Consider the following 14,652-nt stretch of genomic DNA (forward strand, 5'->3'; position numbering starts at 1 on the left):
ACCCCCTTCATCAAAAAATCCCGACTAACCCCACCCCCCAACTCATGAATCCTGCGCAAAAAATCACTAAGCCACCCATGAATCCCCACAGAAAAAATATCCTCAATCCGCGTGAACTTAAGCTCGGCATGCAGCTTCCCCGCACGCCGCTCGGTCTCCCCTGACTGTCCGTTACGCACCTGCGCCAGCAACGAAACCACCTCCCGCAAGCTAGCCGCCAGCGACCGCGGCATATCCGGATGCACGATCAGCAGCTCCGCCACGCGTTCCGGCGTAACCACCGATCGATAAACCTTGCGATACATCTCCAGCCCCGACACCGAACGCAATACGGCAGCCCACTGATAGAAGTCGTCCTGCTGCTGCCCCAGGTCGGTAGCCTGGAACTTGACGTCGAGAATGCGGGCTGTGTTATCCGCCCGTTCCAGGAACGTCCCCAGGCGCATGAAGCAATAGGCTTCGTCCTTGAGCATGGTCCCGGCTTCCACGCCGCGCGTAAGGTGAGAGCGGAATTTCACCCACTCGAAGAACTGCGCCGGGTCGTGCCGCAGGATCCCGTCGGCAACCATCTGCTGCACATCGAGCCAGGTGGTGTTGATGGTCTCCCAAAGCGGCGTCGTAAGCGCGCCGCGCACCGCACGGGCGTTTTCGCGGGCGGCGCGCAGGCACGACATGATCGACGCGGGATGGCTCAGGTCCCGCACCATGAAGTCGATCACCTCCCCGTGCGCCACCGCGCCGTGATGCGCGGCAAATACCGGCGTGAGTTCGGTCACGTCGAGCATCGCCAGCCAGCCTTGCCGGGCCACGTCGGGCGACTGCGGCAGCATGGAGGCCTGGTAGTTGACGTCGAGCATGCGTGCGGTGTTCTCCGCACGCTCGGTGTAGCGGGCCATCCAGAACAGGTGGTCGGCGGTGCGGCTTAGCATGATGATTCCCCCTTTTCTCGGCAAACCCAGGCTACCGACAAGCAATTGGCTTGCCAGCCGCTGACCGCTGCGGCGTCGCTACACGAGCGGCAACACGCTGACCTCCACTTCGACATCGTGCGCGCCGCCGCCGAAGATGACACCGCGCAGCAGCGAGACATCGCTGTAGTCGCGCCCGAACGCCAGCGTGACGTGGCCGGTGTCGGCCAGCACATCGTTGGTGGGATCAAGGTCGACCCAGCCGGCCAGCGGGCAGTAGACGGACAGCCACGCGTGCGAGGCGTCGGCGCCGATCAGCCTGGGCTGGCCGGGCGGTGGTTCGGTGCGCAAGTAGCCGCTGACATAGCGCGCGGCGAGGCCAAGCGAGCGCAGGCAGCCAATCATCACCTGGGCGAAATCCTGGCACACGCCGCTGCGCAGGCCGAAGGCCTGCAGCGCCGGCGTATCGACCTCGGTGGCGGTGGCGTGGTATTCGAAGTCGGCATGGATGCGGTGCATCAGGTCGATGGCGCCCGCCACCACCGTCGCGCCGGGCGCGAAGCTGGCCAGCGCGTAGGCCTTGAGGTCCGGATGCAGCGCTATGTTGGGCGAGGCGAAGCAGAACTCGCTCTGCGGCATGAAGGGCTGGCCGGCGCGAAAGCGCAGCGCCGCCACCGCGGCTTCCCACGGCATGCTGGCGGCGGGATCGAGCGCCTCCCAGCGCGGCGTCAGGCTGACCGTGCTCTCGCAGGCAAGCTGCATGAAGTCGTGCGGCACGTCGATGGTGAAGTACAGCACGTTGTTGCCGAAGGCATCGGTGTCGGCACGCTGGTGCGACGGCGCCGGCTCGATCAGCGTGCTGTGCGAGAGCACCGCCTGCCACGGGCAAGTGACCGGGAACACCACGGCGCGCTGCTGGGCGTTTTCCACCGGCGCGGTGTAGTCGTAGATGGTCTTGTGGTGGACGGTCAGCACGGATGCGGCGCGCGGCGCGGGGGCCGCGGGCGCGGCGGCGGCGGCGCTCGTCTCGTTCATCGCCGCGCTCATGGCTGCACCCCGGCCCAGGCACCCGTCCCGGCCATGCCGGCATGGCTGAAGTAGCGCGCACTGATTTCGTCGGACAATTGCACCATCATGCTCGTCAGTTGCCCGCACAATTGCACCAGATTGGTGTATTGCCCGTCGGCATCGCGCTCGCATAGCGCCTCCCAGCCAGGCAGCGTCTCCACCGTGGGCAGGAACTGCGGCAGCGGCAAACGCCCGGTGCCTGCCGGACTGGCCGGGGGCGTGACCTGGCCGAGCTTGACGCGCAGTCGCGCCAGCACGCCATAGAGCCCGCGCGGATTGGTGGGCTCTATCACGATCTGGTCGACCAGCGCCGGCACATCGGAGCGGCCGGGATAGAGCGCGCGGAAGGTCAGCGTGCTGTCGAACAGGTGCAGCACCAGGTCGAAGCAGGTCCGGTGCAGCAGCGCGCCGTTGTGCGCGAACACCTGCAGGAAGGTCGACAGCGTGGCCACGCGTTCGATATGGCGGCCGATGAACAGCAGGCGCCAGGCTTCATCCCGGGTCATGCGATCGCCCTGGGCGCCGCTGATGGCGGCGAGCTGCATGCCCAGGTGATCCAGCGCCGCCAGCACGCGCGGCCGGTCGTAGTAGCCGGCGTCGCTGCCCGCCGCGCCCGGGCTGCCGCCACAAGCGGCCGCCATCGCGTCGCCGAAATCGTTGCGCGCGGCCAGGATGGTGCGCCAGTGATCGTTGGACAGCCGGTTGCGGATCTCGGTGGCGGCATGCACATGGCTGGCCAGGTTCTGGCCCACGCTGGTCCAGCCGGCGTCTTCCGCCAGCGCGGATACCAGGCTGCGCTCGAACACACGCAGCGAGGCCCGCGGCTGCGGGGCGCCGGTCGGCAGCAGGCCGCAGGCCTGCACCAGTTCGCCGATCACGTCGAGCGCGCTGTCGTCGCGGTCGTCGCTGCTCTCGATCGAGCCCAGCACAAGCCGGCACAGGCGCACATTGTTCTCCGCGCGCTCGGCGTAGCGGCCGGCCCAGAACAGGTTCTCGGCGGCGCGGCTCGATACCGCCAGCGGCTTGGGGGCCGGACCCAGGCCCGTGCTGCCCATCGGGAACGGCGGCGGCATCGGGACCGGCTGTGCCGGCTGGCTCGACAGCACCCAGGTATCGACGCTGGACCCGCCGAGCTGCATCGAAACCGCCGGCTGCCCTTCTCCCGCGAGCCGGGTAAAGCCGCCCGGCATCACCTGCCAGCCGCCGCGCCCGTCGGCGATGGCGTAGACCCGCAGCATGGCCATGCGCGAGCCGATATGCGGGCCTTCCCAGCGCGGCGCGTGCGACAGCGGCAGGTCGGCCTGGATGGTGAACAGATCGGGCACCTGCTCGATGCGCTCGCGCCAGTCGGCCAGCCGCTGCAGGCCGCGCTCCATGCCCAGCCGTGGCCCTTCCCACGGCTGCGCCATGCCGCGCGGATAGGTCGGCATCAGGAAGGCTTCGCTGAATTGCGCGAGCGCTTCCGCGCGCGCGGTGGCCTCGCCGCACCACCAGCTCGGCACGCCGGGCAGCAGCAGCGGCTCGCCCAGCAGTTCGCGGGCGATGGCGGGCAGGAAACCGTGGATGGCCGGCGTCTCCAGGAAGCCCGAGCCGGGCGCGTTGGAGACCAGCACATTGCCCGCGCGCATCGCCTGCAGCAATCCGGGCACGCCAAGCGTGGAGTCCTGCCGCAGCTCGACCGGATCGCAGTAGGCATCGTCCAGCCGGCGCAGCACCACGTCGACGCGTTCCAGCCCGGCCAGCGTCTTCAGGTAGACCACGTCGTTGCGCACGGTCAGGTCCTTGCCCTCGACCAGCGTGATGCCGAGGTAGCGGGCCAGGAAGGTGTGCTCGAAATAGGTTTCGTTATAGGGGCCGGGGGTAAGCAGCACGATGTGCTTGCTGACCGCCGCCGCACCGGCAGCGGATTCGGGCGCGGGTGGCTGCGCCGCCGGCTGCTGCGCCAGCGTGGCCACCAGTTGCGTGAACGCGGCGGGCAGGCGCCGCACGCGCAGCTCGCGGAACGCATCGGTGAACAGGCTGGAGATGATCAGCCGGTTCTCCAGCGCGTAGCCCATGCCCGAAGGCGTTTCCGTGCGGTGGGCCATGACGGTCCAGCCGCCCTCCACGGTATGCGCCAGGTCCACCGCGACGATATGCAGGAAATTGCCGCCCGGCGGCTGGTAGCCCTTGAGCGGGCGCAGGTAGCCGGGGTGGCCAAAGACCAGCCCGGCCGGCAGCAACCCCTTGGACAGCAGAGTCTGCGGCCCGTAGATGTCGGCCACCATGGCGTTGGCCAGCGCGGCCCGCTGGATCACGCCGCGTTCGATCCGCTCCCAGTCGTCCTCGGCGACCAGGAAGGGCAGCAGGTCCAGCGCCCAGGCGCGTGCGCCGGCCTTGTCCGCGTTGTCCGCGTACACGTTGTAGGTTACGCCGTTGTCGCGGATCTGGCGCGCCATGGCGGCGGCCTGTCGGTCGAGGCCGTCGATGCCTTCCTCGCCCAGCACCTGGAAGAAGCTTGCCCACGGCGCGCGCAGCCCGTCGCCGCACGCGCCCAGTTCGTCAAGGTGGCCGGGCGGCACCGGCAGCGCGCGGTGCATGACCGCGTCTGCCGCGGGGCTGGATTCATCGAAAGGCAGTGACGGCTGTTGAGGCACGGCGGCGCGGCTTGGGGGCGAGCCGGATCAGCGTTGCCGCAAATCCAGCGTGAACGGAAACTCGAGGCTGCGGCGGGGTTCCTCCACGCGCATCACGCCCGGTGTGTGTCCGAGTGTGAAGAAGCGTGTCAGGCGCCGGCTTTCGGCCTCGTAGGCATTGACCGGGAAGGTCTCGTAGCTGCGCCCGCCCGGATGCGAAACATGATACTGGCATCCGCCGATGCTGCGTCCCATCCAGGTGTCCACCACGTCGAAAGTCAGCGGCGCGTGCGACGCGATGGTGGGATGGAGCGCGGACGGCGGCGCCCAGGCACGGTAGCGCACCCCCGCCACGAACTCGCCCACGCGCCCGGTGGGCTGAAGCGGCACCGCGCGGCCGTTGACCGTGACCACGTGGCGGCTGTCGTTCAGGCCCAGCACGCGCACTTCGATGCGCTCCAGCGAGGAATCCACATAACGCACGGTGCCGCCGGCGCTGCCCTCCTCGCCCATCACGTGCCAGGGTTCCAGCGCGGTGCGCAGCGTCAGCGCCAGCCCGCCCGCCGCCAGCTCACCCACGCGCGGGAAGCGGAATTCGAAGTGCGGGGCGAACCAGGCATTGTCGAAGGCGAAGCCCGCCTCGCGCATCTCGGTGAGCACGTCGTCGAAATCCATCTGCACGAAGGTGCCCAGCAGGAAGCGGTCGTGCAGCTCGGTGCCCCAGCGCGTGAGCCGCGCGCGATACGGCTCGCGCCAGAAGCGTGCCACCAGCGCGCGCAGCAGCAGTTGCTGCACCAGGCTCATGCGCCCGTGCGGCGGCATCTCGAACGCGCGCAGCTCCAGCAGGCCGAGCCGGCCGGTAGGGCCGTCGGGCGAGTAGAGCTTGTCGATGCAGAACTCGCTGCGGTGCGTGTTGCCGGTGACGTCGATCAGGATATTGCGCAAGGCGCGGTCGACCAGCCACGGCGGCATGTGCGTGCCATTGGCGCCCGCCGCCCCTTGCGTGCCGCTCAGGCGGTCGAGCTGGTGCTGCAGTTCGGCAAAGGCGATCTCGAGTTCATAGAGCTGGTCGTTGCGTGCCTCGTCCACGCGCGGCGCCTGGCTGGTGGGGCCGATGAACATGCCCGAGAACAGGTAGGACAGCGAGGGATGGTTGTGCCAGTACGCGATCAGGCTGGACAGCACATCGGGGCGGCGCAGGAAGGGGCTGTCGGCCGGGGTGGCGCCGCCCAGCACGAAGTGGTTGCCGCCGCCGGTGCCGGTGTGGCGGCCGTCGAGCATGAACTTCTCGGTGCTGAGGTAGGTTTCGTGGGCGGCCTGGTAGAGAAACTCGGTATGGTCGACCAGTTCGTCCCAGTTGGCCGCGGGATGGATATTGACCTCGATCACGCCGGGATCGGGCGTGACCTGCAGCACCTTCAGGCGCACGTCGCGCGGGGGCGGGTAGCCTTCCAGCACGACCTTCACGCCCAGCCCGGCGGCGGTGGCTTCCACCGCCGCCAGCAGTTCCAGGTAATCCTCCAGCACGGTCAGTGGTGGCATGAAGACATAGAGCATGCCGCGCTTGTCGCCAGCAGCCTTGCTCTCGGCCTTGGGGCCCGCGGCGCGGCTGGGGTGGCGCACCTCCACGCAGAGCGCGGTGCGGGTGATCCAGCCCGCGGATTCGCCGCGTCCGGGCACGCGCGCCAGGTCGGCCGCCTGGCCGCCGGGCGTGCCGGCACCGACGGCAATGCCCGCGGCCCTGCCGGCACCGGCAACTGCGCTCCTTGCCATCGCGGAGCCGGGTGCCGGGAAAGCCGCGGTGCTGGCGCGAATCCCGGGACCCTGGCCAGTCTCGGCGCCCGTGCCGGCAAGGCCCGGCAACTGCGTGCGCAGCTGTGCGCCGGTGGGCAACGGCGAGCGCACCGCGAACGGGTCCTGGTCGAACTGCCAGGGGTAGTCCGCCTCGCTGACCCAGGGCAGGGCATCGAGCGGCAGGCGATAGCCCATCGGCGAATCGCCGGGCAGCAGGTACATGCGGTCGTCGCGGAAGAACCACGGTCCGCTGATCCAGCGCTGGCCGGACAAGGCAGGGCCATCCTCCTCGCCGGTGCGGCGCAGCGGCAGCACGTAGCCGGTCGGCCGCGACAGGCCGCCATCGAACACGCGGCGCAGGCGCATGCGCTCCATCTCGTCGTCCAGCCGCGCGTCCATGGGGTCGACGTTGACCGGCAGCCGGCGCTCGCGCCAGAGGTAATACCAGGTGTCTTCATAGCCGGGCTGCACAAAGCCCGGATCGAGGCCAAGCCGGCCGGCCAGGCTGTCGAGGAAACGCTGCGCGTCGGCCTCCGTATAGTCGCCCGGCTCGCGCTCATCGGCGAACAGCGACGGATCCTGCCAGCAAGGCTGGCCATCGGCTCGCCAGCAGATCGACAAGGCCCAGCGCGGCAGTTGCTCGCCGGGGTACCACTTGCCCTGGCCGAAGCGCAGGAAACCGCCCTCGCCGTAGCGCGCGCGCAGTTTATGCACCAGTTCGGTGGCATAGGTGCGTTTGGTGGGGCCAAGCGCGTCGGTGTTCCACTCCGCGCCGTCGCGGTCCCTGACCGCGACAAAGGTGGGCTCGCCGCCCATGGTCAGGCGCACGTCCTGCGCGTTGAGCAAGCGATCGACCTCGGCGCCGGTAGCGGCCACGGCCTGCCACTGCTCCTCGGTATAGGGCTTGGTCACCCGCGGCGACTCATAGATGCGGGTGATCGCCATCTCGTGGTGAAAGCTCACCTCGCTCTCGTCCACCGCGCCGCTGACCGGCGCCGCGCTGCTGGGCTCCGGCGTGCACGCCACCGGGATATGGCCTTCGCCGGCCAGCAGGCCGGAGGTGGGGTCCAGGCCGATCCAGCCCGCGCCGGGCAGGTAGACCTCGCACCAGGCGTGCAGGTCGGTGAAGTCCACCTCGGTGCCGCTGGGGCCGTCGATGGATTTCACGTCGGGCGCCAGTTGCAGCAGGTAGCCGGACACGAAGCGCGCCGCCAGGCCCAGGTGGCGCAGCGTCTGCACCAGCAGCCAGCCCGAATCGCGGCAGGAGCCCGCGCCGGATTCCAGCGTCTGCTCTGGCGTCTGCACGCCGGGCTCCATGCGGATCAGGTAGCGGATGTCCTCCTGCAAGCGCTGGTTCAGGCCCACCAGGAAATCGATGGTGACCTGCGGCGTGCGCGGGATGCTCTCCACGAAGGCGGCAAAGCGCGGCGTCGGCTCGCCCTTGACCATATAGGGCGCCAGTTCGTGCGCCAGGCCGGCCTCGTAACTGAAAGGGAAACGCTCGGCGTAGGGCTCCAGGAAGAAGTCGAACGGGTTGTAGACCGCCATCTCGACCACCAGGTCGACGGTGATCTTGAACTCGGTCGTGGGCTCGGGGATCACCAGCCGGGCCAGGTAGTTGGCGAACGGGTCCTGCTGCCAGTTGATGAAATGCTGCTCGGGCTCGATGCGCAGCGAATACGAAAGAATGGGGGTGCGGCAGTGTGGGGCGGGCCGCAGCCGTACCACTTGCGGCGAGAGTTTCACCGGCCGGTCATACCGGTAGTGGGTAACGTGGTTCAGTGCGACGTGCGTTGCCACTCGGGCCTCCCATTGCGCAGGTTTTGTGTTGTGCTTACAAGCAAGAGTTGTACCGCCCCGGGCTCGACGAGGCGCGGCTTCCTTCTTGATTACGCTCTGCTCCGGCCGGCGTCAGCCTGGCCGCGGGTACTCCACCTGATATGGCACCATGGCAATGCGACCGGGGCATTACATGGCGCCGGCTCCTTTGGGATTGGCTTTCGCTTTGTCTTTCAGCCCCTGCTCCAGCAGCGAGCGCAGCTTGGCCAGCGCGCCGGGGTCTCCGTGCGAGGCGGAGCGGGCGTACCAGATCTTGGCCTGCTCGATGTCTTTCTCCACCACGCCGGGCTCGCCACGCTCGTAATAGCTGCCGACGATGTATTGCGCGCCGCCGTCGCCGGCGCTGGCGGCGCGGCTGTACCACTGGAATGCCTTGCCGTAGTCGCGCGCCACGCCGCGCCCGGTAAAGTAGTTCGTCGCCAATTCGACCTGGGCCTGCACATGGCCGCCTTCCGCCGCGCGGCGGTACCACTCGTTGGCGGATTCCAGCGAGCGCGGCACCAGCTCGCCGTGCTCGTACAGCTCGCCAAAAGTGAACTGGGCGTGGGTCATGTCGTTGTCGGCGGCGCGGCGCAGCCAGACCAGCGCCTCCTGCGGGCGCACCGGCGTGCCCTCGCCGCGCAGCAGCATCATCGCGTAATTGAACTGGGCCAGCCGGTTGCCCTGCTCGGCCGCCTTGGCAAAGTCGCGCAAGGCCGCATCGAAGGCGCCTGCGTCATAGGCCGCCACCGCCTGGCGCGTCAGCGCTTGCGCCGGCGCGGGAGGCTGGGGCGCGGCAAGGGCAAGCGGGGCAGCGAGCAGGCAGGCGGGCACCAGCGCCGCGGCGGTGGCGGCGCGCAGCCGGGGCAAAAAGAGACGAACAAGCGGCATGGCAGGCTCCAGGCAGTGCACGCGCTGACTCCAACTCTACAAGTGTAGGAGCAGGAAGTCGCAGGGTGCAGTCGGAAGCCGGCGGCCGGACCTTACGGCTGGCGCCACCAGTTCTGGGGTGACTGCGCAGGCGCGGGTACGGTGTCGGGCAGCGCTTGCGCCTGCGCCAGCAAGGTTTCGGCCTCGGCTTGCAGGCGGGACAGGCAACGCCCCAGCACCCGCGCCTCCGCCGGATCCAGGCAGGCGGCCAGGCGCGCGTTGAAGGCCTGCGCCTGCGCGAAGGCCTGCCGGTAGACTGCCTCGCCCTCCTCGCTCAGCACGAACGCCGCCGCCCGCCGGTCCTTCTCGCGCGTGGCGCGCAACACCAGCCCACGCGCCATCAAGGCATGCACGGCGCGGCTGGCCAGCACCTTGTCCAGCCCGGCGCTTTGCGCCAGCTCCGTCAGGCGCGTGCCCGGCTGCTCGCCGAGGAAGGCCAGCATGCGCCACTCGCGCCGGCTCACCCCGACCGCGGCGCGCAGGTGATGCCCGCTGGCTTGCAGGGCGACACGGCTCAGGTGATAGAGGCGGTAGTTCAGGAAGTCAGCCAGCCGGGCGGGATGCTGCAGCGTCTCGCCGGCATCCCGCTCCCGTTCGTCCGCCGGCTCCCCGGCGTTCCCGCTCCCCTGCCCGCCCGTTTCGTCAGCGCCCATGCCGCACCCGCAAATTTAGTTGATTTTGTCAATTATATGGGTGGGTGTTAGCGTCTGTGCCGCTGCATAAGAACTGGCGAGCCGCATGAAAAACGCTGCCGCCGGGGTACGGCCGGGCATCCGGCGACAAGGAACGAAATACGCGGATCGATCCGCGAAACGCTTCTTTGGCACACCACGACCGTATCGATAAATTGGCCGGCTTCCCGCCGATGCCGAACCAACAGGAGAATCCGTGAAATCCGCCAAACTGCTGCGCGCGCTAGTTCCCACCCTCGCCACCATGACCGTGCTGGCCGCCACCTGCCTGCCCAGCGCACCGGCCAGCGCCCAGAACGACCGTCCTCTGCGCATCCTCGTGGGCTACCCCGCAGGCGGCACCGCCGACCTGGCCGCGCGCCTGATCGGCGACAAGCTGCGCGACGAGCTCAGGCAGACCGTGGTCATCGAGAACAAGCCCGGCGCCGGCGGCCGCCTGGTGATGGACTACGCCCGCACGCTGCCCGCCGACGGCAACACGCTGGTGATCGCCAACTCGGCGGTAATGACCATCGCCCCGCTGGTCTACCGCAAGCTCAACTACGACATCCAGCGCGACTTCACCCCGGTGGCGCAGGCCGCCAACTTCCAGCTGGCGCTGGCCGCCGGCCCCGGCACGACGGCGAAGACGCTGAAGGAGTACATCGACTGGCTCAAGGCCAATCCTGCGAAGAACAACTCGTACGCGTCGCCGGCGCTTGGCAGCATCCCGCACTTCTTTGGCTTGCTGGTCGGCAGGCAGGTGGGCGTCGAGATGCTGCATGTGCCGTTCAATGGCTCGGCACCGCTGATGAATGCGCTGGTGGGCGGGCAGGTGCCGGCATCGGTCGATACGCTGGCCGACCTGACCGAGATGCACCGGGCCGGGAAGATTCGCGTGCTGGCGAGTTCGGGAACGCAGCGGTCGGTGGCGCTGCCGGATGTGCCCACGTTTACCGAGCTTGGCTATAAGGATATCGAGGGCGTAGGGAGGTACGGCTTCCTGGCGCCGGCTGGCTTGCCGAAGGCGGCCATCGACCGGCTGAACGCGGCGATTGTGCACGCGGTGCAGTCAGGGGACCTGAAGGAGCGCTTCCTGAAGCTGGGACTGGAGCCGCTGACCGGGAGCGCGGAGCAGTTCGGGAAGGTGTTGGCGGCGGACGCCGGGCGCTGGGGGCCCGTGGTCAAGGCATCCGGTTATACGGGGGACTGAAAATCTAGCCAGACAATATCGACATGATTATTCATCGGATCAATATTATCTTCTTGACTGATGTAGTCATCGTCGAATCCCATTCTGTTATTTGTTGAATTGATGGAATCCGGGTCGGGCGGCAATCGCCCGAACCCAGGCGGATCGTCAAGAAAGCCATGTCCACGAGAAACACCCTCTTCATCATGTGCGACCAGTTGCGTCAGGACCACCTGACCTGCTACGGCCACCCCACCCTGCGCACCAGGAACATCGACGCCCTCGCCGCGCGCGGCGTGCGCTTCACCAAGGCCTTCGTCACCTCCGGCGTCTGCGGCCCGAGCCGCATGAGCTTCTACACCGGCCGCTACCCCAGCAGCCACGGCGCCACCTGGAACCGCGTGCCGCTGTCGGTCGGCGAAGTGACGCTGGGCGAGTACCTGAAGGACAGTCACCGCTCACTGGCGCTCGCCGGCAAGACCCATGTCATGCCCGACAACGCCAACATGAAGCGCCTGCACCTCGACGGCGGCAGCGAGCTGGAAACGCTGCTGCGCAGCGGGCATTTTGTCGAAGTCGACCGTCACGACGGCCACCACGCCGAGCCCCGCGGCGCCTATGCCGACTGGCTGCGCCAGCAGGGCTACGACAGCGCCGATCCCTGGACCGATTACGTGATCAGCGCGGAGAACGCGCAGGGCGAGATCGTGTCGGGCTGGCAGATGCGCAATGCCGGCCTGCCGGCGCGCGTGGCGGAGCCGCATTCGGAGACGGCCTATACGGTAGGCCAGGCCATGCAGTACATCGCCGCGCGTGGCGACGATCCGTGGGTGCTGCATCTCTCGCTGGTCAAGCCGCACTGGCCCTATATGGCACCGGCGCCTTACCACGCGGCTTACTCGCTGGACGACTGCCTGCCGCTCAAGCGCCACGACGCGGAGCTGGAGGACCCGCACCCGGTGCTGGACGCATACCGCACGCAGGAGGAATGCGCCAACTTCATGCGCAGCGAAGTCTCGGACACGGTTCGCCCCGCCTATCAGGGGCTGGTGCAGCAGATCGACGACAGGCTTGGCGAGCTGTGGGAGCAGCTCGAACGCCTGGGCCGCTGGGAAGATACGCTGATCGTCTTCACCGCCGATCACGGCGACTTTCTCGGCGATCACTGGCTCGGCGAGAAGGAGCAGTTCTACGACACCGTGCAGAATATCCCGCTGATCGTCTACGACCCGTCGCCCGACGCCGATGCCACGCGCGGCAGCGCCGATGCGCGCATGGTCTCCGCCGTGGACGTGGTGCCGACCGTGCTGGACGCCCTGGGCCTGCCGCCGGCCGACCATCGCGTCGAAGGCCGCTCGCTGCTGGATCTCACGCGCGCACGCAGCGCCGGTCCGTGGCGCGACTTCGTGGTGTCGGAGCTGGATTACGCCTATCGCGGCGCACGCGTGGCGCTGGGCCGGCACCCGGGCGAATGCCGAGCCTGGATGGTCCGCAACGCCCGCTGGAAATATGTTCACTGGCAGGGCTTCCGCCCGCAGCTGTTCGACCTGGAGCGCGACCCCGATGAGTTCTTCGACCTGGGCGGGGATGCCGGCCATGAACCGATCCGCACGGCCATGCGGGGGCATCTGCTGGAATGGTTCTGCACGCTGAAGCCACGCACCACGGTCAGCAACGCCGAAGTGGCGGCGAAGACCAATGTTTATAAGCAGGCGGGCGTGTTCTTTGGCGTGTGGTGAGCGGTGAACGGGCCTCGCACCGGCGGCAGGGTCGATTCGGCAGAAATGCGGCACCGCGAGGCGCCCTTTCTTCGTCTGGCGGGCAAGCCCGGCCGCCCCTTCACCCCACGAACCGGTACCCCACCCCCACCTCCGTCATCAGATGCGAAGGCTGCGCGGGATCGGTTTCCAGCTTGTGCCGCAGGTGCCCCATGTACACCCGCAAGTAATGGCTGCTCTCGGAATGCGCGGGCCCCCACACTTCACGCAGCAGCTCGCGATGCGTCATCACCTTGCCGCGATGCGCGATCAGCACGGCCAGCAGGCGGTATTCGATCGGCGTGAGATGCACGTCCTCGCCGGCGCGCGTGACTACCCGGTTGGCCAGGTCGATCCGCACTTCGCCAAAGGCAACCAGCGGCGTGCCTTGCGGATTGATCTTGGCATGCCGGCGCAGCAGCACGCGCACGCGCGCGATCAGCTCGCCCACGCCGAAGGGCTTGGTCAGGTAATCGTCGGCGCCGGCATCGAGCGCGGCGATCTTGTCCGCTTCGCCGGTGCGCGCCGATAGCACCAGCACCGGCACTTCGGTCCAGGTGCGCATCTCGCGGATCAGCGTCATGCCGTCGCCATCGGGCAGGCCCAGGTCGAGGATCACCACGTCGGGCTGGCGCGTGCCGGCATCGATCAGGCCGCGCTTGAGCGTCTCGGCCTCATGCACGGTGCAGCCCTCCGCCTGCAATGCCTCGCGCACGAAACGCCGGATATGCGGCTCGTCTTCGACCAGCAATACCGTGGGCGAAAATTCAAATGTCATTTCGGTTGGATTCCTTGTTTGCTGCTTCGTGCGCGAGCTCGGGCGGCTCCGGCTCGATCGCCGGCGGATTGCCGCGCGGCAGCGCCACCACGAATCGCGCGCCGGTACCGGTACCCTGCGTGCCACCGGCACGCGCCACGCCGGCGCTTTCCACCCAGATGCGCCCGCCGTGCGCCTGCACGATGGCTTCGCAAACGGCGAGCCCCAGGCCCACGCCGGCGGTTGCCGACTCGCGCTCGCCGCGCGTGAATTTCTGGAAGATCGACAGCTCCTGTCCGCGCGGCACGCCGGGGCCGTCGTCCTCCACCACGAGCCGCACCTCCGCGTCAGCCACCTCGCCGGCAATGCGGATGCCGGTGCCCGGCGGCGTGTACTTGGCGGCATTCTCCAGCAGGTTGCACAGCACCCGCTCCATCAGCACCGCGTCGCACTCCACCAGCGGCAACGCCGACAGATCGGCCACCGACACGCGGTGCCGCGAGAGCGCGTCGCGCATGCCGGCCAGCGCCGCGCCCACCAGCTCTTCAAGCGATTGCCACTCCTTCTGCATGCGTACATCGCGGCTTTGCAGGCGCGCCATATCGAGCAGGTTGACCACCATGGTACGCATGCGCAGGGCCTGCTCGCGCATCGCGTCCACGGTTTCGGACAGCGGCGGAGGCAGCGGCGGCTCGGTGCGCTGCATGGTTTCGGCCATGCCGATCAGGCTGGTCAGCGGCGTGCGCAGATCGTGCGAGACGGCGGCCAGCAGCGAGCTGCGCAGCCGCTCCGACTCCATCGACACCAGCGCCTGCTGCGCCACCTCCACATAATGCAGCCGCTCGATGGCGATCGCGATCAGCGTGGCGAACACATCGATCTGCCGGCGCCGCTCGGGCCGCGCGAAGGCGCGCCACTCCTGCGGCTCCACCGCCAGCACGCCGCGCGTCTGCATCGGCGCCTTGAGCGGCAGGTAGAGCACGGTGCTGCCGGGCAGCGTGTGGGTGCCGGTGCCTGCGGGCTGCCCATGATCGAATACCCATTGCGCCAGCACCGGGTCGATGGCGTCGCTGCCGCGCTGCGCCGGATCGATTACCGGCGGCATCAGCCGCCCCCTGGGCGACACCAGGAAGAACGCCGAN

10 protein-coding genes are annotated in these 14,652 nt (G+C 68.5%); 2 read left to right on the forward strand and 8 right to left on the reverse strand.

Annotated elements, in window-relative coordinates; translation table 11 throughout:
- From CF70_RS06130 to CF70_RS06155, 6 genes are all read right to left on the reverse strand, one after another.
- Window positions 1–929, reverse strand: a 929-nt coding sequence (locus CF70_RS06130) for an alpha-E domain-containing protein (protein WP_035861996.1), incomplete at its 3' end; no start/stop codon positions are given.
- A gap of 78 nt (window positions 930–1,007) precedes the next feature.
- The gene (locus CF70_RS06135) at window positions 1,008–1,943 is read right to left on the reverse strand and encodes a transglutaminase family protein (protein ID WP_051648078.1); all 936 of its coding nucleotides are present in this window, start codon (window positions 1,941–1,943) and stop codon (window positions 1,008–1,010) included.
- An 8-nt stretch (window positions 1,944–1,951) separates the two neighbouring features.
- Entirely contained in the window at window positions 1,952–4,555 is a 2,604-nt protein-coding gene (locus CF70_RS06140; protein ID WP_235184906.1) for a circularly permuted type 2 ATP-grasp protein, read from the reverse strand.
- 84 nt (window positions 4,556–4,639) lie between these two features.
- Entirely contained in the window at window positions 4,640–8,185 is a 3,546-nt protein-coding gene (locus CF70_RS06145; RefSeq protein ID WP_035861950.1) for a DUF2126 domain-containing protein, read from the reverse strand.
- 168 nt (window positions 8,186–8,353) lie between these two features.
- On the reverse strand, window positions 8,354–9,094 hold the full coding sequence (locus CF70_RS06150) for a tetratricopeptide repeat protein (protein ID WP_035861954.1): 741 nt from the start codon (window positions 9,092–9,094) through the stop codon (window positions 8,354–8,356).
- 92 nt (window positions 9,095–9,186) lie between these two features.
- Window positions 9,187–9,786, reverse strand: a complete 600-nt coding sequence (locus tag CF70_RS06155) for a MarR family winged helix-turn-helix transcriptional regulator (RefSeq protein ID WP_081862040.1) — start codon at window positions 9,784–9,786, stop codon at window positions 9,187–9,189.
- 283 nt (window positions 9,787–10,069) lie between these two features.
- Here CF70_RS06155 and CF70_RS06160 point away from each other — a divergent pair, with 283 nt between their 5' ends.
- Both CF70_RS06160 and CF70_RS06165 read left to right on the forward strand, forming a co-directional pair.
- Complete coding sequence (locus CF70_RS06160; protein ID WP_051648081.1) at window positions 10,070–11,017, forward strand: tripartite tricarboxylate transporter substrate-binding protein; 948 nt, start codon at window positions 10,070–10,072, stop codon at window positions 11,015–11,017.
- Window positions 11,018–11,175: 158 nt separating this feature from the next.
- Window positions 11,176–12,735 carry a sulfatase-like hydrolase/transferase gene (locus tag CF70_RS06165; RefSeq protein WP_035861958.1) on the forward strand — a complete coding sequence of 520 codons (1,560 nt, stop codon included), beginning with the start codon at window positions 11,176–11,178 and terminating at the stop codon, window positions 12,733–12,735.
- A gap of 100 nt (window positions 12,736–12,835) precedes the next feature.
- Here the strand turns inward: CF70_RS06165 and kdpE are convergent, their stop codons facing one another.
- Together kdpE and CF70_RS37420 are read right to left on the reverse strand one after the other, a co-directional pair.
- A complete protein-coding gene (kdpE, locus tag CF70_RS06170; RefSeq protein WP_035861959.1) occupies window positions 12,836–13,531 on the reverse strand; it encodes a two-component system response regulator KdpE in 696 nt (231 codons plus the stop codon).
- A partial coding sequence (locus CF70_RS37420) for an ATP-binding protein (protein ID WP_235184907.1) occupies window positions 13,521–14,651 on the reverse strand: 1,131 nt, incomplete at its 5' end. The genes kdpE and CF70_RS37420, both read right to left, overlap by 11 nt.
- Window position 14,652 lies beyond the last annotated feature (1 nt).

Source organism: Cupriavidus sp. SK-3 (assembly GCF_000611145.1).
GTDB lineage: Bacteria > Pseudomonadota > Gammaproteobacteria > Burkholderiales > Burkholderiaceae > Cupriavidus.